Source organism: Thalassobacillus devorans (assembly GCF_900176565.1).
Taxonomy (GTDB): Bacteria; Bacillota; Bacilli; order Bacillales; family Halobacillaceae; genus Thalassobacillus; species Thalassobacillus devorans_A.
In genome coordinates this window covers 1061619-1084051 of sequence record NZ_FXEH01000006.1, presented here as the reverse complement: position 1 = coordinate 1084051, position 22433 = coordinate 1061619, and the positions used below count along the sequence as shown (strand labels likewise).

Genomic DNA, 22433 nt, shown 5'->3' with positions numbered 1-22433 from the left:
CCCCTTTAATTGAAACTCACTGCTAAACGGGCTTTAGCAATCTTATCGTACGGAATTTCAACTGTTTTTGTCTTTGTTTTAATTTTGTAAGTAATGGTGGCGACCTCATTTTCAAAGGAAGTCAAATCACCTTCAAATTCTTTTTCGCCACTCATCGGTTCATATAGCTTTACATGGACACGGCGGCCGACGTTCTTTTCAAACGCTTGTTTGGTTTTCAAAGGCCGTTCCGCCCCCGGCGATGCTACTTCGAGAAAATAAGGGAATTCTATCGGATCCACGTCATCCAGCTTTTCACTAAGCTGTTCAGATACATACCCACATTCCTCGATGTCTACGCCATCTTCCTTATCTACAAATACACGAAGGAACCAGTTCTTTCCTTCTTTTTTGAATTCAACGTCGACGAGCTCCAGGTTCATCTCTTCGAGTACCGGCTGAACCAGCTCTTCTGTCAAGCGTATAACATTGTCACCCATGTCGTTCCCTCCTTTTTCTTATCCTTAGTATTTCTAATATAATCATTTCCTATCATGTAATTCTTTTGAACTAATCAGTAAGCATTTGTTACAGGCAGTCATCCACAAAAATACGGCACTACAGCAAGTGTAGTGCACAGACAGGTGCGAAATCGAAACAGAAAAATAACCGTAAAGATAAACGAAAGAGCGGGTTGCCCCACTCTTTCGTCGTCCTCCGTATCACTTTTCTAACCATTAAAAATATACCATACGTTCCTTTTTAATGCAAGAAAGCACCTTCATACCAATCAGAATAAGGACAATTGATTCTCTTCCGGCATGCCTTCCAGGCAGCCCTGCTGGTCCAGGTATTCAAGAACCGTCTTTGAAATACGGCTCCTTTCCCGCAGATCCTGTTTAGACAGGAATTCTCCTTCTTCCCTCGCATTTACGATGTTGATAGCAGCATTCGTGCCAAGACCATCGATCGCGTTGAAAGGCGGGATCAATGTATTTCCTTCTACAAGGAACTCACTGGCACTGGATTTATAAAGGTCTACGGTCTGGAAGGAATAGCCGCGCTGACACATTTCAAGAGATAGCTCGAGTACAGTAAGTAAACTCTTCTCTTTTGGAGAGGCGTCATTTCCTTTTGCCAGAATCTCTTCAATCCGCTTCCTGATTGCATCTGCACCCTTGACCATGGTTTCCAGTTCATAATCACTGGCACGGACTGTAAAGTAGGCAGCATAGAAGTAAATTGGATAGTGGACCTTGAAGTAAGCGATCCGTACAGCCATCAATACATAGGCAGCCGCGTGGGCTTTCGGGAACATGTATTTAATTTTCTTACAGGAATCAATGTACCAGTCTGGCACCCCGTGTTTTTTCATTTCTTCAATCCACTCATCCTGGAGGCCGCGCCCTTTACGGACAAATTCCATGATCTTAAAGGCAAGGGATGGTTCAAGCCCTTTGTGCATCAGATACACCATGATATCATCACGGCACCCGATTACTTCCGGCAGTGTACAGATGCCGTCATTGATCAATTCCTGGGCATTACCCAGCCATACATCCGTACCGTGGGACAGGCCTGAGATAATGACCAGTTCCGCAAATGTTTTCGGGCTGGTATCCTCAAGCATCTGACGGACAAAACGTGTGCCGAATTCCGGAACACCAAGCGTACCAGTCTTACAAAGTATTTCATCAGCAGTTACGCCGAGCGCTTCCGGCCCACTGAAGATTTTCATTACTTCCGGGTCATCAACCGGAATTTCTTTCTGGTCAATGCCGCTCAAATCCTGAAGCATTCGGATAACCGTCGGATCATCGTGTCCGAGTATATCGAGCTTCAAGAGGTTATCGTGGATGGAATGGAAGTCAAAGTGAGTCGTACGCCATTCTGCTTTCGTATCATCCGCTGGGTACTGAATTGGAGTGAAATCATAAATCTCCTTATCATCGGGCACCACGATAATACCACCCGGGTGCTGACCGCTGGTCCGTTTCACACCGGTGCATCCCTGGACAAGACGATCGATTTCCGCATTTTTATATTGCAATTGATGGTCTCCGGCATATCCTTTCACATAACCATACGCCGTCTTTTCTGCGATCGTACCGATCGTACCGGCACGATAAACTTTGTCTTCACCGAACAGCACCTTCGTATAGTTATGCGCCTGTGGCTGATATTCACCGGAGAAGTTCAAATCAATATCGGGGACTTTATCTCCTTTAAACCCCAGGAAGGTTTCAAATGGGATATCCTGACCATCCTTATTCATAGATTCCCCGCATGTAGGGCAATCTTTTTCAGGAAGGTCAAATCCGCTCCCCACTGACCCGTCCGTGAAAAATTCAGGCTCTCTGCAGTGCGGACATACATAATGCGGAGGCAGTGGATTCACTTCCGTAATTCCCGTCATCGTGGCAACGAAAGAGGAACCAACCGATCCCCTGGAACCGACCAGATAGCCATCATCCAACGATTTCTTCACGAGCTTTTGAGAAATCAAGTAGATGACAGCGAACCCGTGCCCGATAATACTGTCTAATTCTTTTTCTAATCGTTTCTCTACCAGTTCAGGCAACTCATCTCCATAAAGGCTCTTCGCTTTATTGTAAGACATTTCCCTGATTTCCTGGTCGGCACCTTCAATATTAGGCGTATAAAGGTCCTCTTTTACCGGAGAGACCTCTTCCACTTGATTTGCTATTGCCTTAGTATTAGTGACAACAACCTCTTTCGCCTTTTCTTTACCTAGAAATGTAAAATCATCTATCAGTTCGTTTGTTGTCTTAAAATGAACCTCTGGCAACGTTTGACGATTCAATGGATTACCATTCTGAGAGGATATTAGAATCTGTCTGTACATCTTTTCATGCGGTTCAATGTAATGCGTATTCCCGGTAACCACTGCTTTCTTGCCCAGACGTTCTGCCATGGCCACCAGTTTCTTTAAAATATCAAAAATCTGTGCTTCATTCTGCACGAGCTCTTTTTCTATCAAATGTCGATAGTTTCCGGGTGGCTGTATTTCAATATAGTCGTAATATTCAGCGGTCTTTTCTGCTTCTTCTTCCGACTTTTGCATCATCGTTTCAAAAACTTCACCTTTATCGCAACCGGAGCCAATCAGGATGCCTTCACGCAGTTTGGATAATTTCGATCTTGGTATTCTCGGCACCCGGTAAAAATAATCAATATGCGCATGGGAAACAAGGCGGTAGATATTCTTCAATCCGGTCTCATTTGTCGCTAACAGTGTACAATGGAAAGGCCGGGAGCGTTGATAGGCATTCCCTTCCCCCATATAATCATTCAAGTTCTTATGATTAGTAATTCCTCTTTCCAGTGCCTTCTTGACAAGCTTCCATAATAGGTACCCAGTTGCTTCGGCATCATAAATCGCACGGTGGTGCTGAGTGAGTTCGATATCAAAGAACTTACATAACGTGTTCAACCGATGATTCTTCAGCTCCGGAACCAACAGACGAGCAAGTTCCAATGTATCGATTACAGGTAACTCAGACTTCCCGAGGCCGATATTTTTGTATCCTGCATTAAGGAAGCCCATATCAAAGCTGGCATTATGGGCGACAAGGATCGAGTCTCCTGTCCACTCATGGAAATCTTTTAGTACATCTTCGATTTCCGGGGCATCTTTTACCATATCATCGGTGATACCTGTTAAATCAGTCGTTGTCTGGGATAATGGATGGTGCGGATTCGCGAATGATTCAAAACGATCGATGATGTCACCATCTTTTACTTTTACAGCTGCCAGTTCAATGATTTTGTCATAAACAGCAGACAGACCCGTGGTTTCAACGTCAAATACGACGTACGTATCAGTCGCAAGTTCCCTGTCCTGCTCTTCATAAGCGATTGGTACACCATCATCAACGAGATTTGCTTCAACTCCGTAGATGATTTTTATCCCATGTTTACTACCTGCACTATGGGCTTCCGGATAAGCCTGTACTACTGCATGGTCTGTAATAGCAATCGCTTCATGGCCCCAACGTGCAGCCGTTTCGATCAGACGACCCGGGGCTACCGGCGCATCCATTTGGCTCATGGTAGTATGGGCATGGAGCTCGACTCGCTTTTCTCCTTCCGGTGCCTCATCGACGCGCAGGGATGGCTTGATTTCATTAATATCGTTTGCCATCATGGTCAGTTCTGAAGTGAAATTATCCGTTTGGATACTTCCACGGGCTTTAATCCACATTCCTTTTTTAATCGCCTTAAATTGTTCCGCATGATCATCACCGCGGGAGAACATTTTGATAGAAAAGGAATCCGTGTAGTCCGTCACTTTTAATAGCAGGAGGTGACGTCCGGAACGAAGCTCTTTTACTTCGACATCAAAGATGTGACCTTGTACGATTTTCCTGCGTTCTTCTTCAAGGATATCGCTCATCTTATCAGGTTCTTCCTGGATGTTATAACCGATCATGACAGGTCCTTCATGCTGTCCTTCGCTCTGTTGTTTTGCCCGTTCCTCTTTTTCCTTGACGGCCTGCTGGACAAATAATTGATCTTCTTTTTGGCGCTCCTGCTGAAACTTCTTGATTTCTTCTTCCTGACTTTTCACTTTAGTGGTGATCGTGCAAGGCGTGATACCCACTTTTTTGCAGAAGGAGAGCAGCGGTTCATGCAGCCGCTTCCTGACAGCGTGACTCTCTGCTTCATTCCTGCAGGTTAACATAATCTTATTACCGTTTATTTCTGGTTGTTGTTCCAAGACAAGATCCTTATAAGCAGGAGACAGCTGAGGAACAGTAGTGACAAAACATTTCCAATAATCCAGCAGGTCTTGTTCTTCAAGCGATTGTTGATCGGTATGCATCGTCCAGTCCACTACTTCAGCTATATGCCTGAACCCTTCCTGCAATTTCGTTGTGAATAACTGATAAACAGATGGAGGCAGCGGGCATTCCAGTTGAAAATGAAAGTGCCACGTTTTTGTTTGCGTAAAAACGTCCAATTTCTTTAAAGAACTCTTTCCCATATGCTCCTCTGCCAGCTCTTCAGGAAACTGAATCTGTTCGAATAACAACTCCATCTTCTCTCTACTTGAAACTCCCACGATGATTCCTCCCAGTGTATCTGCAGCCTTTACAAACTGAATGCCGCTTTTCTAAATTAATCCAATTGATTTTCATTCCGTGCAATAAAATATACCCTCGCATAATAAATGTAGCAAGGGTATATCCACTTAATCAAGATGAAATTCTTTTCCTATTTGCCAAGGAATGTTTTTACTTGATCGATGACCTGGTCGGTTTCAAGTTCGAGCTGCTCTTTTGTCGCACGTTCCTTGAACTCTACAATGCCTTCACCAGCACGCTTTCCGACTGTTATCCGGAGCGGGATACCGATCAAGTCGCTGTCTGCAAATTTGACACCTGGACGTTCTTTCCGATCATCATATAAAACTTCAATTCCCTGAGCCTGAAGCTTTTGGTATAATTCTTCTCCGAGTACCGACTGCTCTTCTTTTTTAGGGTTCAATGTCAATAAATGAACCTGGTAAGGAGCAACATTTGCCGGCCATGTGATTCCATCTTCGTCATGATACTGCTCCACGATCGATGCCAGCGTACGAGATACTCCGATGCCATAACATCCCATGATCATCGTGTTCGCTTTCCCCTGGTCATTCAGGTAGGAAGCATCCATTTTCTCGGCGTAGAACTTACCCAATTTGAAGACATGTCCTACTTCAATACCTCGGGCAAACTTGATTTTGCCTTCTCCATCTGGCGAAGGGTCGCCTTCTTTAATAAAACGCAAGTCAGCATATTTATCGATAGAGAAATCTTTACCCGGTGTCACATTGACATAGTGGTATCCTTCTTCATTAGCTCCACAGGTCGTATTGACCATCGCTTCAACCGCAAAGTCAGCAACCACTTCTACTTCCTCCGGTACATCTACAGGACCGAGGGAGCCGAACCCTGCGCCCATCAGCTTTCTTGTATCCTCTTCGGAAGCAAGATCAATCAGACTGGCATCATACAGGTTTTTCAGCTTTACATCATTTACTTCATGGTCTCCGCGGGTAACGACCATAACAAACCGGTCGTCCACTTTGAACATGATCGATTTCAAGCCCTGATTCAATCCATGGCCGAGATAATCAGCAACTTGCTGCATCGTCTTCTGGTCAGGAGTGGCTACTTTCTCCATCTCTTTCGGAGTTTCATTCGACTTTTCATACTCGGTGATGACAGGTGCCATTTCTATGTTTGCGGCATAGCGGGAAGTATCCGAATATGCGATTGTATCTTCACCGACTTCTGACAACACCATGAATTCATGGGTGTCTTTACCGCCCATTGCACCTGAGTCTGCTATTACCGCCCGAAAATTCAAACCACAGCGACGAAAAATGTTGGAATAAGCATCGAATAATCTTTGATATGTACCATCAAGGCTTTCGAAAGAATCATGGAAAGAATAGGCATCTTTCATTAAAAACTCGCGGCCCCGGAGTAATCCAAAACGCGGACGCTTTTCATCACGGAATTTATTTTGAATTTGATAAACAGTAAGTGGCAGCTTTTTATAGCTTTTCACTTCATCACGGACAATGCTTGTAATTACTTCCTCATGAGTTGCACCTAGTGCGAATTCCCGTTCATGACGATCGTGAAGGCGCATCAGCTCTGGACCGAATGTATCCCAGCGACCCGTTTCTTTCCACAGTTCAGCTGGCTGTAAAGCAGCCATAAGCATCTCATGAGCTCCCGCTTTTTCCATTTCATCTCTGACGATATCTTCTACTTTACGCAACACTCTGCGACCGATCGGTAAGAAACTGTACACACCAGATGCAATCTGGCGAATATAGCCTGCCCTGACTAAAAGCTGGTGGCTTTTTATTTCAGCATCGGCTGGGGTTTCACGTAAAGTCGGTAATAACATTTCACTTTGCCTCATAATAAAACACCCCTATTCATTACTACGTGATAGAAAACTGGAAGTAAAGGGTAGTAAACCCTCCACTTCCAGCAGACTTTGCATTCGTTTCGTTACTGATAAAACCTGCTTTCCTCTTTCTATTGTAACAGAAGATCAGTTATCAGAGGAATAGGCGTTGAATATCATTCCAGGTTACTACCAGCATCAATAGCATTAGCAGTGCAAAACCAATAAAGTGCACCACGCCTTCTTTCTGTGGATCAATCGGCTTTCCTCTAATTGCTTCAACTCCCACGAATAAAAGCCGTCCACCATCAAGTGCTGGCAATGGCAGCAGATTGACGATACCAAGATTAATGCTTAATATTGCCGACCACATCAGGTAATTGATGATACCGGTCTGCACAACTTTGTCTGTGGCATCATAAATGCCCACAGGCCCAGACAGCATATCCAGTGAAAACTGGCCGGTTACCAGCTTCCCTAAATTGGTGAGAATCAGCACCGTCCAATCATAGGTTTGTGTGAAACCAAATTGGATCGTTTTCAGGAAGGAATCCTCAAAGGCCCTTTCAACACCAATTTGCCCTATTTTAACATCCTGTTGTTCAATTGCTGCCGGTGTAACGGAAAATTCCTGCTCTTGTCCATTCCTTATTACAGTAAAATCCATCTCTGTATCCGGGTTGTTTCTCACAATTTCAGTAAACTCATCCCAGGTTGCTACCTGCTGGCCTTCAATGGCGACAATCTTATCCCCTTGTTGCAAACCTGCCTGCTCCGCAGGTGTATCCTCGACGATATTTCCGATTTGTGCTTCGTTTACCGGAACCCCCTGGATGAAACCGAGGATGAAAAAGATGATAATCGCTAAGACAAAGTTCATCATCGGACCAGCAAACAGCTGCATGGCACGCTGACCTACCGTTTTGGATGCGAATTGCCGATTATATGGGGCAATTTGTGTTTCCTTCTCATCCATTACAAAGAAGGCTTTAGGATCTACTTCAAAAAACAGCTTTTCATCTTCATCAATTTCATATCCTTCGATAACCAGGCGGTGGTCGAGGTCCGCTTTTTCCACTTCGATCACACGCGCGTTTGGATGTTTGGATTTGTTATTGACAATGATCTTATTGACTTTGCCTTGATCATTGAATTCCAAACCAACGTGATGTCCTGCTTTCAATTCGATGATTTCCGGGTCTTCTCCTGCGACTCTTACATAACCGCCGACAGGGAGCAGACGAATGGTATATAGCGTTTCATTTCGCGTGAAGGCAAATATTTTCGGACCGAAGCCGATCGCGAATTCCCTTGCAAGCATCCCTGCCCTCTTGGCAAAGATCAGATGGCCCCACTCATGCACAAATACAAGAACACCGAACATGAGTATAAAAGCAATAACAGTCGTCAAAAAGAAGCACCTTCCTTTTTCATCGCTGTTAAATCTTTCTATTGATAGTTACCAAGTCAAACTCAGACACAGGAAAGACTGAAACTATCAACAACAACATTTAACAGGGTTTTATTTTAAATACGAGCACACCTGGCTTCTTGTTTCCTGATCAATCGCTAGAATCGTGTCTAAATCAGGCTTGTCAATGGTCTGGTGGCTTTCTAAAGCTTGTTCAATCAAGGTCTCTATATCCAGAAACGAGATTTTCCCTTTCAGGAATAGTTCAACAGCCTGCTCATTGGCGGCATTTAGAACGGTAGTCATCGACCCACCTTCTTTTCCTGCCTGAAATGCTAACTTCAAACAGCGAAAACGTTCATAATCCATCGGCTGAAAGTGCAAGGTTGCAATTTCTTCTAAGTTTAACCGTTTGGTCATGGATAAATCAAGACGGTCCGGGTAAGTGAGTGCATATTGAATCGGAACTTTCATGTCTGGTGTACCTAATTGTGCAATGACACTTCTATCCTTGTATTCAACCATGGAATGAATGACACTCTCTCTATGAAGTATAACATCAATCTGTTCGTAAGGTATATCAAAGAGCCAGTGCGCTTCAATTACTTCCAATCCTTTATTCATCATCGAAGCGGAATCAATCGTAATCTTGGCTCCCATGCTCCAGTTCGGGTGATTCAAGGCATCTTCTACCGTAACACCTTTCAGTTCTTCCCTTGTCTTGTCCCTGAAACTTCCACCGGAAGCTGTCAAAACCAGACGTTCAATCGTATCCGGTCTTTCCCCATTCAAGCTTTGAAAAATTGCAGAATGCTCACTGTCCACTGGTAAAAGATCCACGTTATATCTATTAGCTGCTTCCATTACCAGATGGCCTGCTGTTACAAGCGTTTCTTTATTAGCAATGGCAATGACTTTCTGCGCTTCAATTGCCGCAAGGGTTGCCGGAAGACCTACACTGCCCATGACAGCATTGACCAGCACATCCACATCAGCTGCTGTGCTTGCTGCAATCATACCTTCCGTTCCCAGTAATACTTGGATAGCAGGGAATTCACTTTCCACTTGTTCTTTAATCGTTTTATCCTGGACGACGACTACTTTTGGTGAAAATTCTTTGATCAGCGGTAATGCTTTTTCAATATTTTTGCCAAAAGCAAGCGCATAGACCGAGAAATGATCAGGATGCAGCCGAATGACTTCCAGCGTCTGGATGCCAATGGATCCAGTGGCCCCGAGCAACGTAATTTGCTTCATATGATAAATCTCTCCCACTTCTATTGAATGCTATGAAATGAAATTTATGAAATGTAATACAGGTAAAATGAAAATTAAACTATCAAACCGGTCGAGTACACCACCGTGACCTGGAAGAATACTGCCAGAGTCTTTTACTGCATAGTGACGTTTAAAGGCAGATTCGACAAGATCTCCAATCTGGCCAAAAAAAGATACAACTACGGTTACAATCAACACAAGGATGGTAGATGAGTGTACCGGATAGAAAAGCTGAAAGGCGAGCGCTACAATACAGGCCAGTACAATGCCACCGACTGCACCTTCCACTGTCTTTTTGGGGCTGATCTTCGGCCACAGCTTATGCTTGCCGAAAGAGCGTCCGAACAAGTATGCCCCTGTATCCGTTGCCCAAATGACAAATAAAGCGTAAAAGATATACTCCAGACCACTATCCCGTGTTTCCATTAAGTAATGGAAGCCCATTCCTACATAGATGGCAGAAATCAGAAGAAAGCCTGCATCATCAAAAGTGAACCGGTTTTTTACTAAGACGGTATAGCTAAGTAACAATAATACCGCAACTAATGTAAGTTCAGATTTAGTTACGACATCTTCTTCGATACCGAATATTTGACCGAAAGGAAACATTAATGCCCACATTAACAAAAGCGTCAGTATAGAAGGAATGGAATATCGGGAAATCTTTTTCATTCGGATCAATTCCAATATTCCTATACTAGCTATCAAATAGACGAATATTTTAAATGGCCACCCTCCCAGAATGATTAAAGGGAGAAATATAAGTGCTCCGACAATTGCTGTAATCGTTCTTTGTTTCATGCTACTTCAACACCTTATATCCCGCCATAGCGACGTTTTCTATTCTGATAGTCGTACAGCGCTTTTTCAAAATATGTTTCATCAAAATCAGGCCAGTATACATCTGTGAACCAAAACTCACTATACGCTAGTTGCCATAATAGAAAGTTGCTTAGACGCTGCTCGCCGCTTGTACGTATCAGTAAGTCTGGCTCTTTCAGGTTTGCCGTATACAGGCGTTCGGAAATACAGGCCTCATCGATATCCTCAGGAACCAGGTCCCCATCCCGCACTTCGTCTGCTACTTGTTTGACAGCTTTCACCATTTCATAACGGCTTCCATAATTCAGTGCAAAGTTCAACACCAGGCCTGTATTTTGTGACGTACGGTCCTTCGCTTCCTGAACAGCTTTCTTTGTATGGTGAGGCAATCTCTCGAAATCACCGATAGTCTCAACACGTACGTTTTTCTCTATCAGTTCCGGGAGATATGTATTTAAAAATTCCATTGGTAATTTCATAAGAAAATCGACTTCTGTCTTCGGACGCTTCCAGTTTTCCGTAGAAAAGGCGTATAGCGTCAACACTTCAATTCCCAGGTTCGAAGCGTGCCTGACAATTTTCTTTACTACATTCATGCCCTCTTTATGTCCTGCTATTCTTGGAAGACCTTTGCTTTTTGCCCATCTTCCATTTCCATCCATGATAATAGCTACGTGAGATGGTAAATGATCGTAATCTAAATCAGGCGTTTGTTCTTCAGGCTTTGATTTAATTTTTGTAAATGGAATTTTGATTGGCATTTCGACATCCTCCAATAAGGATACTTATCTTATTTATTATACTATAATCCTACCCTAAGCGTATAATGACATAAAGTATAACGTCAAAACTTTCTATAAGAGTAATCTACGTAAACAGCTGGAACGAAGCTTGGAACATTTTTAATAGTTTTACACTCAACCCAAAAGGTCAGACTGACAAAATAGAAAGCCGCGCCAATTGCAGCGCGGCTTTTTACTTTAACACCGGAAGGTATAAACATCCTGCGTCTATTAAATGTAATAGACACTTTGCCCTTCCTTTATACTTCCAGGATTTCTGCTTCTTTGTTTTTGGAAAGTTCGTCGACTTTCGCCACGTGGTTATCGGTAGCTTTTTGGACATCGTCCTGGAAAGATCGTAATTCATCCTCCGTAAGTTCGCCGTCTTTTTCAAGCTTCTTCAGCTTATCATTACTGTCACGACGAATATTACGAATTTGGACTTTCGCTTCTTCTGCATATTTCCCAACAACTTTAACAAGATCTTTACGACGTTCTTCAGTCAATGCTGGAATGTTAATGCGAATTACATTTCCATCACTGGAAGGAGACAGTCCAAGGTCTGCCTTTTGGATCCCTTTTTCAATATCTGCGATTGCAGACTTATCATAAGGTGTGATGACAAGCAAACGCGCCTCTGGTGCGGATACTTGTGCTAATTGGTTCAACGGAGTAGAAGCACCGTAATAATCGACATAAACACTGTCTAAGAGGTTAGGATTAGCTCTCCCTGCACGTACAGTTGCCAATTGACGGGAATACGCCTGTACCGCTTGTTCCATTTTAGAATTCGTTTCTTTGATTACTTCGTTGGACATGTTATTTCCCCCTAACAATCGTTCCGATATTTTCACCCAGAACTGCTTTTTTAATGTTACCCTCTTCAGTTATTGAGAATACCAATAAAGCAATATCGTTGTCCATACATAAGGATGAGGCAGTTGAATCCATAACGCCAAGTCCTTCGTTCAGTACATCCATATAGGATAGCTGATCGTATTTCTCAGCATCTTTATTGAATTTAGGGTCAGCGTTATAAACGCCATCCACATTATTTTTAGCCATTAGAATGACATCTGCCTCTATTTCTGCAGCGCGCAGTGCCGCAGTAGTATCCGTAGAGAAATATGGATTCCCGGTACCGGCAGCAAAAATGACAACACGCTTCTTTTCCAAGTGACGGATTGCTTTTCTACGGATGTATGGCTCAGCCACCTGGCGCATTTCAATTGAAGTTTGCACACGAGTAGGAATACCGTGGTTTTCCAGGCTATCCTGCAATGCCAGGGAATTCATGACCGTAGCCAGCATTCCCATATAATCGGCATTCGCTCTGTCCATTCCCATTTCGCTTCCGACTTTGCCTCGCCAAATGTTACCGCCACCTACGACAACGGCTATTTCAACTCCTAGTTCGGCAACTTCCTTAATTTGTTTCGCTACAGACTGGATGATAGCAGGATCTAATCCGAACCCCTGTTTTCCACTTAAGGCTTCACCACTTAATTTCAATACGATTCGACGGTAACGAGCTGCAGTCATAGTAACCTCCATATACCTATTTTATCAGTTTGATAATCTTTTGTTCTTGTCAATATACATGGTATGTAGCATGTTTGAAAATAGGGAACACTGCGTGTGTCCCCTATTTTTTCAGGCATGCTTATTTTTTCACTTGGCTCATGACTTCTTCAGCAAAGTTGTCTTCACGTTTTTCCATGCCTTCTCCTACCGCATAACGTACGAAACCTTTGACAGAACCTTTTGTGGATTCAACAAATTGTTTAACTTTTTGATCCGGATCTTTGACAAAGCTTTGTTCAAGCAGGCAGATCTCTTCGAAGAATTTGCCTAGACGGCCTTCGACCATTTTCTCAACGATATGCTCAGGCTTGCCTTCGTTCAAGGCTTGAGTCTTAAGCATTTCACGTTCTTTGTTTACTTCCTCTTCAGAAACCTCATCACGAGAAACGTAACGCGGGTTAACAGCAGCAATGTGCATGGCTACGTCTTTAGCTGCAGCTTCATCTGTGCTGCCTTCAAGAAGGGTAAGGACACCGATGTTACCACCCATGTGGATATATGCGCCAAAAGCGTCGTTATCTGTTTTATCAAGGATTGTGAAACGGCGAAGCGAGATTTTCTCACCAATTTTTGCAATAGTGGAGTTGATATATTCCTGGACAGTATCTCCTTCACCGTGCAGCTTTTGCTCTAAAGCTTCGTCTGCAGTGGCAGGCTTTTGAGAAAGCAGGTGCTTTCCAAGCTCTTGAAGAAGAGATTTAAACTGATCGTTTTTAGTAACGAAGTCAGTTTCACAGTTTACTTCCAGCAATACTGCTGTATTACCATCAACTTCAACGTGGGCAGAACCTTCTGCAGCGATACGGTCTGCTTTCTTTTGTGCTTTAGAGATACCTTTTTCGCGAAGCCATTCCATCGCTTTGTCCATATCTCCATCCGTTTCCGTTAGTGCTTTTTTACAATCCATCATACCTGCGCCAGTTTTTTCACGCAGTTCTTTTACCATTTTTGCAGTTACAGCCATGTTATTTCCTCCTTTAGAATTTAAGCATTTACGTATGCTTCATCAATTTAGTTAAGAAGAAAAAGGAAGTCAGGCTCCGGGTGGAAGCTCGATATTCATCGTTACGTCCTAATGCCTTTGGACATCCTCTTTAAAAAAGGTGATAAAAGGTCCACCCTCTTATCACCTTTGAAACCTTTGTTACTCGGTTGCAGTTTCCACTTCAGCGTCTTCTGCTGGTGCAGCTTCTTCTGCAATTTCAGTTTCTTCGCCTTGCTTTGCTTCAAGAACAGCGTCAGCCATTTTGGAAGTAAGCAATTTAACAGCACGAATCGCATCGTCATTCGCAGGAATGACATAATCGATTTCGTCTGGATCACAGTTTGTATCAACAATTCCGACAATCGGAATGTTTAGTTTATGAGCTTCAGCAATCGCAATGCGTTCTTTACGTGGGTCGATAACGAAAAGTGCATCAGGAAGGTTCTTCATTTCTTTGATACCGCCCAAGAATTTCACCAGACGATCTTTTTCTTTAAGAAGTCCGACTACCTCTTTCTTAGGAAGTACATCAAATGTTCCATCTTCCTCCATACGCTCGATATCTTTCAGACGGTTTATACGCTTGCGAATTGTTTGGAAGTTTGTCAACGTACCACCCAACCAGCGTTGGTTGATATAGTACATACCGCAACGAGTCGCTTCGTCACGTACAGTGTCTTGTGCTTGCTTTTTTGTTCCGACGAAAAGGATAGTTCCTCCGTCAGCAGCAAGATCCTTTACATAATTGAATGCTTCATCTACTTTCTTGACCGTCTTTTGAAGGTCGATGATGTAGATACCGTTACGCTCTGTGAAGATGTATTTTTTCATCTTCGGGTTCCAGCGGCGAGTTTGATGTCCAAAATGAACACCAGCTTCAAGCAGCTGCTTCATTGAAATAACAGACATGTTAATTCCTCCTGTTTGGTTTTTTTAGTATCCTCCGCCCCCTTCATCTTCCTTCCGAAACTCTGGAATAGAGCACCCTCGGCAGGAATCTGCGGACGTGTGTATTGACACCAAAAGTAAATATATCATATGCCATTGGTGCAATCAAGTAATTATTACATTTTTTGTGGCTGGAATTTCAAAATCAATTCAATTTCGGTTTGGCCACAATTCATTTTACGGGCTATATCTTCTATTGTATAGCCATCGTTCCTCATTGCAACTACGCGTGTCGACAAAGAAGGCTGATACTCTACATCATTATTTCCCGGGAGGGGCGGGTTATAAACAGGCTGGGAAAAATCCTTATTCAAATCGGAGTGCGTTTCTTCTTTAGCAGTTTTCCCGTGTTCATTACTTATTGGCTGGTTAATTTGGGGACTCTTATGTTTCTTCTGGCTGTCATCCAGCCATTGCTTCAGCTGTTCGTTCTCTTCTTTTATTTCGAGCAGGTAGGCGGTAAACATCTCCTCAATTTCCCCCGCTACCTGCTTTTGCCTCATTTCCAGCTCTTCTGCTTTTTTCACTCTGGCAAAAAGGACAAAAATGACCAGGAGCATAATGCCATGGAGTAAAAAACTAACGACCAATAAGAAAGTCGTCATATGTTCCATCACCTCATTAAAATGGTAATAAATTGACTCTGTTAATTCCGTGCTTGCTTTAAAAGGCTTCTTCAATGAAATGCCAGAAAGTCGAAGACTTGATTTCGGCATAACAAGGGTTCTTTACCATAATAGCCTCAGGGTTGGCTGGGAAACTACTCGCTTTCCTGTGGGGGAACTGGCGAGCTTCCTCGGGCTATTGCCCTGTGGGATCTCGCCTAGATCCTTCTCCCACGGGAGTCTCCCAGTTTCCCAACCAACCCAACCGAAGGAAAAGCGAAACGAACCCATGCCATATTGTAGATGTCTACTTTAAAGGAATAATTAAAAACACGCGATTTAAAGCTCACATTTCATGCATAGCGCACTCTTTGTTTGAAGAACAATATACCGATGTTTCCGTTTCTCTCCTAAACGCAAGGAGGTCCGGGAAATTGCGAGACTCCTATGGGAGGATAGTACATGGTGAGATCCCGCAGGGCTTTAAGCCCGAGGAAGCTCACCGTACGCCCATGGAAAGCGAGTGATTTCCCGGACCTCCAAACCGTTACTAACGTGACGGAAACAACATACCTTGAAACTGAGTCTTGTACTATGCGTTTATGAGGTTACCTAGATTGTTCTTGAGTTTAAATAAGGCTTTGGCGTGTATTTGGGAAATTCTTGACGTTGTCAATCCTAATACCTGGCCGATTTCAGTCAATGTGAGTTCTTCATAGTAGAATAAACTGATCACCAGTTGCTCTTTCTCCTTCAGCTGGCGAATCCCATCAGCTAAATCCTGATGATTTTCCTGTCGGATCAGACTTTTTTCCGGAGTCAACGATTTATTATCCGGCAAAGTGTATCCCACACCTTCCTTTTGATCATTGCTCCCATCTTTCGCCTTATCTTCCATGGATAAGATATTTGCAAATAAAGCATCCTTTACTACTTCAGCAACCTCTTCTTCTTCCAATCCCGTTTCTTCCCCGATTTCCTTGGCAGTGGGCAGTCGTTGTAATTTTTGTTCGAGTCGTTCTGAAACATGTTCAATTTTTTTGGCTTTATCCCTGTCAGACCTTGGGAGCCAATCCTCCTTTCGAAGACCATCCATGATGGCACCACGAATACGAAAAGATGCATATGTATCGAATTTCAAGTCGCGTTGGACATCAAACTTTTTTAAGGCGTCGTATAAACCGTATAAACCAAGACTTTTAATATCATCTTTATTGACACTTGCAGGCAAATGAGCCGCAATCCGCTGCACATGAAAATTAACTAAATGCATATGGTTCTCAATCAATTCATTGGCTGCTTCCATATTCTCCTCCAGCTGCCAACGGTTCCATAACTCTTGTTCTTCCACCGATAACGAACTTGCCATCTTCTCCCTCCTTCAATTATAAATCTATATCGCAGTTAGCCTATTAAGTTATCAATCTTCCTTTAATAACTGTCTGACTGCTTCCGTAGCTTGTTCGGATAGCTGATCATCCTCTACGATGTCTTTATTAATAGGAAGAGGACGGTTTATTTCCTTATTTCTTGCTGCTGGTTGAGCCTTCTCCCGTTTAATAAACTGAAATGCCCAGCGAAAAAAGTAACCAAGCACATATAAACAACCAAACACTAAAGCTGCTCTTATCATGGAGGTATCAAGGGAATTATTTTGCAGTGATAGAAACAAAGAAAGAAAAAATCCCGCTATCGCTAACGCTAAGTTCCATAATAGATTTCCGGCCATTCTATTTAACCACCTCCATCCAAAACCATTGCAATCCGGTCCACTCCTCATGTAATTGCTGCTTTTCCCTCATTACCTAAAGGCAGGCGGATAAGAAACGTACTTCCCACCCCCATTTGGGAGGTGATGTCTATTTGGCCGCCAAGGGATTCAATCGTATTTTTCACGATATCAAGCCCTACACCACGACCAGACACATCCGAAACTTTATCTGCTGTGGAAAAACCACTGCTCATCATTAAATGGAACAGCTGGGAATCTTTCATACGATATGCCTCATTTTCACTGACAAGGTCACGGTTGATTGCCTTGCGCACTACTTCATCACGCCTTATCCCCGCACCATCATCCGTGATTTCTATGTAAATGTAACTTGTTTCTTTATAAGCTCGAAGAGTCAGGGTGCCCTCTTCTTTTTTCCCCATACGCTCTCTTTCCTCAGGTTGTTCAATGCCATGATCAATCGCATTACGGAGCAGGTGGACAATAGGAATTCCGATAGTGTCGGTAATCGATTTATCTATTTCGACTTCTGTACCGCTGACTTCTAATTTGATGTTTTTACCGAGATTTCTTGCCAACTGCCTGACCATCCGGGGGAATCTATCAAAAACTTGCCCGACTGGTACCTTCCTTAATTCACTTGTAAGCTGCTTTAATTCCGTGCTGCATGTTAAAACACGTTCCACCACTGCCTGTAATTCCTTGTCATTGGTTAATTCAGCAATTTGGTTTAACTTCCCTTTTTCTCTTTCCAGCCTATCCGCCACTTGAGACAATTTGCTTAACCGATCCTTCTTTACCCGAATGGATGTATCTGTCTTCGTCTGGCTCTGAAAAAAAGGGCCAGATACTCTAGTGGTCTCAGGGGGATCAATTTTTTCCAGCGCTGCAGCTTCGAATTCGTTCTCAGGAAAAGAAGTAGTTTGACTTTCCGACACAGGTTCATTAATGGATCCGCCCGGAGAACTGCCCCTTTGTTCTATTAGTTCTAACTGACGGAGAGTTGCATCTATGTCCAGTTTTCTGTGGCCGCCTTCCGCAATATTCATGAGGATGGATTCCAAATCGTTTACAGCATTTAAAAGCACATCTATGCTCTGCGGTGTAATGAGAATAGCCTGGCTTCGCATAGCATCCAATACACTTTCCATCGAATGAGTAAGTATGGCCAGGTGCTGAAACTCCATTGCGGCAGCCATGCCTTTCAGTGTATGAGTTGCACGGAAGACTTCAGTGATTCGGTTCAGGCTGAAAGGATCTTTTTCTAAGGCGAGCAGATGATCGTTAATGCGTTGAATATTTTCTTTACTTTCTTCAATAAAAATATCCAGGTATTGATTCATTTCCAGGCCCCCTTCCCCTGAAGTGAAATCAATCGTTTCAATCTATCCACAAACCCATTTTCTGCAAAGCGATTGATAGTAATAGACCCATCCAAATACTGGTCAGTCATTTGCAAAAGTGCTTGAGAAGCTGATGATTTCCGGTTGAATTGTAAGAATGGTACCTGAGAAACTACCGCTTTCCCAACATTAGGATCATCAGGTAAAATACCAAGCGGATACAATTCTTTATTAAGAAACTGCTTTCCTGCCCTTTGAAAACGATTCAGGGTCTCCTTACCAGTCTGAATGTCAGAAGCCCGATTGATCAGCATGTAAATGTTCATGTTTCTCTGTAGCTGATGAATATATTTAAGGATGGCATAACCATCCGTCAACGCAGTAGGTTCCGGTGTGGTGACCAATATGGCTTCTTCAGCAGCTAAAATGAACTTTAAACTGTCATTTGTAACGCCAGCCCCCATATCAAAAATAACAAAATCATAGAATTTAGATATAGCTTCAAACTCAGATAAAAAGTGATGGAACCGATGTTCATCCAATTGGAACAGCTCGGCTAAACCTGAGCCTCCTGCTATGTACTCCAAGGCTTCCGGTCCCTTGGTCAAAATATGCTTGAGAGATACATTCCCCTCAAACAGATCAACAAGATTACGGCTGGCGCTTTTCCCAATGAGGATATCGATATTACCCATCCCGATATCAAGGTCGAATAACAAAACTCTCTGCTGTCTCTCTTTTAAGGCAATAGAGAAATTCAAGGCAAAATTTGACTTGCCCACTCCCCCCTTACCACTGATAATGGCAAGAGTTTTGGCTTTATGTTCTTCTCTATTCTTTTTTTTCAGCATACGGTCACGCAACTGCTGGGCCTGGTCATGCATCATTACTGTCACCTGCTATTCTCGATGCCACCCAATCAATGGAGGCTCCCCGAATATCATCCGGTACATTTTGACCATCGGTAATGTAGGCTGCTCCCACTTTGTTGTGATAAAGCATGTTAAAGGCGCTGCCGAACGTGGACGTTTCATCCGCTTTTGTAAAGATCAGCTTATGAATCGGTACTTCATGAAATTGATCGTAAATCACTTGCATATCCCGATATCGGGAGGTCAGCGATAATACTAGATAAGTCTCCATATTCACCCCGAAATCAATCAATTCTTTTAATTCTTTGATGTACTGAGCGTCGCGAAAATTTCTACCTGCCGTATCGATCAATACTAAATCATAAGCTGCGAACTTTTCCCGTGCTGCCATATAATCTTCAGTAGAATAGGCGACCTCAATCGGAACATTTAATAACTCTGCATAGGTTTTCAATTGTTCAATAGCAGCAATACGATAGGTATCTGTGGTAATAAAAGCTACTTTTTTGTTTGCTGATAATACCGCCTGGGCGGCTACTTTTGCAATCGTAGTGGTTTTTCCTACCCCAGTAGGACCGACAAATTGAATATATTGATTACGATAATCGATTCCCCCGAATGATAAAGGAGGATTAAAATGGTTGAATGCTGAGGAGATAACTTCATATATCCCACCCTCAGGTGTAATATCGCTGTTATGTTCCTTCCACTCTTTTATGATTTCTTCTGCAATTGCCGGGGCAACTTCTTGTTCCATTAACCGCTCGTATATTTCATGAAAAGGGGAGACTAAAGGAAATGATTGGGGCTGCTGTCTTTCAAGCAGCTTTTTCATTGCCTTGATTTCCCTTATTACGTCCAGATCCGTTGATTGATTGTCAGGGGGGGAAAGAGGCTGGACCGGTTTCGCTTCTTCCTTAATTTGATTTGGGTTCCCCTCACGCTGAGATTCCCTGTTATCAGGGTCGATGGCTGCAATTACTTCCATATTCTTTTTTTTGAATAAGCCTAGGAAACCACCGCGATAAACGACCTTAGAATTTAAAATCACCGCGTCGCTCCCCATCTCTTTTTTTACCTGAGACATAACCTCCGGCATGGATCGTGCCTGATATTTTTTTACTTTCATGCCACATTCACCACCCCTACACTTTGGACTTCTATGGTTGGCTCCAGCTCATTATAAGACAGTACATAGACCTGAGGCAGATATCGGTCGAGTAATTGTTTCAAATACATACGGACAGCAGGTGAGCAAAGGACAACCGCTGTCTCTTCTTGCAATGAGAGTTGTTCTGCCTGCTCTGCTACAGATTGGATAATGGTTTGCTGAGTATCCGGGTCGAGTGTTAAATAGCTGCCATGTTCTGTCTGCTGGATATGATCAGCTAACAACTTTTCCACTTTCCCGGAAACGGTCAGAACCTTCATGGCCTTACCATTAGAAAACTGTTCGGTGATTTGCTGGGAAAGGCCCTGTCTGGCATATTCACCAAGCAGCTCGGTATCGTTGGTCATTTTGCCGAAGTCTGCTAACGTTTCAAAAATAACTGGAAGGTTTTTGACCGATACATTTTCTCTCAGCAGCTTTGCCAGCACTTTTTGGACATCTCCAATGCTGAGTGGTTCAGGAGTTACCTCGTCCACTAATATTGGATAAGTATTTTTTAAATGATCGATTAGCTGCTGTGTTTCTTGTCTTCCTAACAGCTGGTGAGCATGCTTTTTAATGACTTCTGTAAGATGCGTAGATACGACGGAAGGAGGATCGACAACTGTGTAACCGGAAAGTTCAGCTTCGTCTTTTACTTCTTCGGTTACCCATTTCGCTGGAAGCCCAAAGGCAGGCTCCCTGGTATCAATCCCATCAATCGTCTCATCATCGTCCCCTGGGCTCATAGCCAAATAATGATCAAGAATCAGCTCCCCCCGGGCTACTTCATTTCCTTTTATTTTCAACCGGTACTCATTAGGGCTTAATTGAATGTTGTCCCTAATTCTTACCACTGGAATGACGATACCAAGTTCAATCGCAAGCTGACGGCGAATCATGACAATCCGGTCGAGGAGATCTCCCCCCTGATTCGTGTCAGCGAGCGGTATAAGCCCATAGCCGAATTCAAATTCAACCGGATCCATGCTTATCAAATTGACGACATTTTCCGGTGATTTCATTTGACTGCTGTCTGCTTCTTCTTCTTGTTCCTCCAGGTCCATTTCATCTTCTTCGGGATCACGCGACAGCCAGTAGCCTCCAAAAGCTAAAATAGAGGCGATCATTGTTGTCAGAAGAAAGTTAATTGGTGTCAAACCTAATAAAAAGATAGTCCCGGCAGCTATGTATAACATTTTAGGGTCCTGCAGCAACTGATTCGTGACGTCTGTCCCAAGGTTCCCCTTTGATGCAACCCGGGTGACCACAATACCAGTCGCTGTAGATATCAACAGTGCTGGTATCTGGCTGACAAGACCATCGCCAACAGTGAGGCGCATATAGACATCGACCGCTTCAGCGAACGACATATCCATTTGGACCATTCCAATGATCAATCCAAACATGATATTGATCAACACGATAATAATTCCGGCGATAGCATCTCCTTTGACAAACTTGCTTCCACCATCCATCGCTCCATAGAAATCAGCTTCCTGTTCTATTTTTTCCCGACGCTCTTTTGCCTGCTGTTCGGAAATCATCCCGGCATTGAGGTCGGCATCGATACTCATCTGTTTACCAGGCATGGCATCCAGGGTGAATCTGGCTGCGACTTCCGACACTCGTTCTGCCCCTTTCGTGATGACTAAAAACTGAATGATCACCAGGATGATGAATACGACGAAACCTACCAGTGGATTGTTTCCGATGACAAAGGTACCGAATGTATCGACAACCCCTCCTGCATCCGCTTTGGATAGAATGGAACGAGTAGTGGACACATTTAAACCCAGCCGGAATAGCGTCATTAATAATAACAAAGACGGAAAAATGGAAAATTGCAGGGCCTCTTTCATATTCATGGACACAAGGATGACCATTAAAGCAAGGGAGATATTGATTAAGATTAAAAAACTTAAAAGCCAACCCGGTAAGGGAATGACCAGCATAATTATAATCATGATGACGCCTAATAAAACAGATAGATCCCTTGGTGCCATTTGTCT

18 protein-coding genes are annotated in these 22433 nt (G+C 43.3%); all 18 read right to left on the bottom strand.

The window, feature by feature from the left end; genetic code table 11:
• Positions 1 to 5: 5 nt before the first annotated feature.
• Positions 6 to 479: a ribosome maturation factor RimP gene (gene rimP, locus B9Y67_RS16385; protein ID WP_085508335.1), complete on the bottom strand. Its 474-nt coding sequence runs from the start codon at positions 477 to 479 to the stop codon at positions 6 to 8.
• Positions 480 to 769: 290 nt separating this feature from the next.
• Entirely contained in the window at positions 770 to 5065 is a 4296-nt protein-coding gene (locus tag B9Y67_RS16380; RefSeq protein ID WP_085508334.1) for a PolC-type DNA polymerase III, read from the bottom strand.
• A 152-nt stretch (positions 5066 to 5217) separates the two neighbouring features.
• Positions 5218 to 6921 carry a proline--tRNA ligase gene (locus tag B9Y67_RS16375; RefSeq protein WP_085508333.1) on the bottom strand — a complete coding sequence of 568 codons (1704 nt, stop codon included), beginning with the start codon at positions 6919 to 6921 and terminating at the stop codon, positions 5218 to 5220.
• 142 nt (positions 6922 to 7063) lie between these two features.
• On the bottom strand, positions 7064 to 8320 hold the full coding sequence (gene rseP, locus B9Y67_RS16370; protein ID WP_085508332.1) for an RIP metalloprotease RseP: 1257 nt from the start codon (positions 8318 to 8320) through the stop codon (positions 7064 to 7066).
• A 111-nt stretch (positions 8321 to 8431) separates the two neighbouring features.
• Complete coding sequence (gene dxr / locus B9Y67_RS16365; RefSeq protein WP_085508331.1) at positions 8432 to 9577, bottom strand: 1-deoxy-D-xylulose-5-phosphate reductoisomerase; 1146 nt, start codon at positions 9575 to 9577, stop codon at positions 8432 to 8434.
• Between the two features lie 30 nt (positions 9578 to 9607).
• Positions 9608 to 10399, bottom strand: coding sequence for a phosphatidate cytidylyltransferase (locus B9Y67_RS16360; protein ID WP_085508330.1), 792 nt, complete (start codon positions 10397 to 10399; stop codon positions 9608 to 9610).
• A gap of 14 nt (positions 10400 to 10413) precedes the next feature.
• Positions 10414 to 11181 carry an isoprenyl transferase gene (locus B9Y67_RS16355; protein ID WP_085508329.1) on the bottom strand — a complete coding sequence of 256 codons (768 nt, stop codon included), beginning with the start codon at positions 11179 to 11181 and terminating at the stop codon, positions 10414 to 10416.
• A gap of 281 nt (positions 11182 to 11462) precedes the next feature.
• A complete protein-coding gene (gene frr / locus B9Y67_RS16350; RefSeq protein WP_085508328.1) occupies positions 11463 to 12020 on the bottom strand; it encodes a ribosome recycling factor in 558 nt (185 codons plus the stop codon).
• 1 nt (position 12021) lies between these two features.
• Complete coding sequence (gene pyrH / locus B9Y67_RS16345; protein WP_085508327.1) at positions 12022 to 12744, bottom strand: UMP kinase; 723 nt, start codon at positions 12742 to 12744, stop codon at positions 12022 to 12024.
• A 121-nt stretch (positions 12745 to 12865) separates the two neighbouring features.
• Positions 12866 to 13750: a translation elongation factor Ts gene (tsf, locus tag B9Y67_RS16340; protein WP_085508326.1), complete on the bottom strand. Its 885-nt coding sequence runs from the start codon at positions 13748 to 13750 to the stop codon at positions 12866 to 12868.
• Between the two features lie 180 nt (positions 13751 to 13930).
• The gene (rpsB, locus tag B9Y67_RS16335) at positions 13931 to 14680 is read right to left on the bottom strand and encodes a 30S ribosomal protein S2 (RefSeq protein WP_085508323.1); all 750 of its coding nucleotides are present in this window, start codon (positions 14678 to 14680) and stop codon (positions 13931 to 13933) included.
• A 155-nt stretch (positions 14681 to 14835) separates the two neighbouring features.
• The gene (locus B9Y67_RS16330) at positions 14836 to 15324 is read right to left on the bottom strand and encodes a DUF6115 domain-containing protein (protein WP_139823828.1); all 489 of its coding nucleotides are present in this window, start codon (positions 15322 to 15324) and stop codon (positions 14836 to 14838) included.
• A gap of 592 nt (positions 15325 to 15916) precedes the next feature.
• The gene (locus tag B9Y67_RS16325) at positions 15917 to 16693 is read right to left on the bottom strand and encodes a FliA/WhiG family RNA polymerase sigma factor (RefSeq protein WP_085508319.1); all 777 of its coding nucleotides are present in this window, start codon (positions 16691 to 16693) and stop codon (positions 15917 to 15919) included.
• A gap of 51 nt (positions 16694 to 16744) precedes the next feature.
• Positions 16745 to 17053, bottom strand: coding sequence for a hypothetical protein (locus B9Y67_RS16320; protein WP_085508317.1), 309 nt, complete (start codon positions 17051 to 17053; stop codon positions 16745 to 16747).
• A gap of 47 nt (positions 17054 to 17100) precedes the next feature.
• On the bottom strand, positions 17101 to 18399 hold the full coding sequence (locus B9Y67_RS16315) for a chemotaxis protein CheA (RefSeq protein ID WP_085508316.1): 1299 nt from the start codon (positions 18397 to 18399) through the stop codon (positions 17101 to 17103).
• Positions 18396 to 19286 (bottom strand): MinD/ParA family protein, encoded by an 891-nt coding sequence (locus tag B9Y67_RS16310; RefSeq protein WP_139823827.1) that lies wholly within the window; start codon positions 19284 to 19286, stop codon positions 18396 to 18398. Before B9Y67_RS16310 ends, B9Y67_RS16315 begins: the two co-directional genes overlap by 4 nt.
• Positions 19276 to 20400 (bottom strand): flagellar biosynthesis protein FlhF, encoded by a 1125-nt coding sequence (gene flhF / locus B9Y67_RS16305; protein ID WP_085508313.1) that lies wholly within the window; start codon positions 20398 to 20400, stop codon positions 19276 to 19278. Before flhF ends, B9Y67_RS16310 begins: the two co-directional genes overlap by 11 nt.
• Positions 20397 to 22427 (bottom strand): flagellar biosynthesis protein FlhA, encoded by a 2031-nt coding sequence (gene flhA, locus B9Y67_RS16300; protein ID WP_085508311.1) that lies wholly within the window; start codon positions 22425 to 22427, stop codon positions 20397 to 20399. The genes flhF and flhA overlap by 4 nt, the downstream gene beginning before the upstream one ends.
• Positions 22428 to 22433 lie beyond the last annotated feature (6 nt).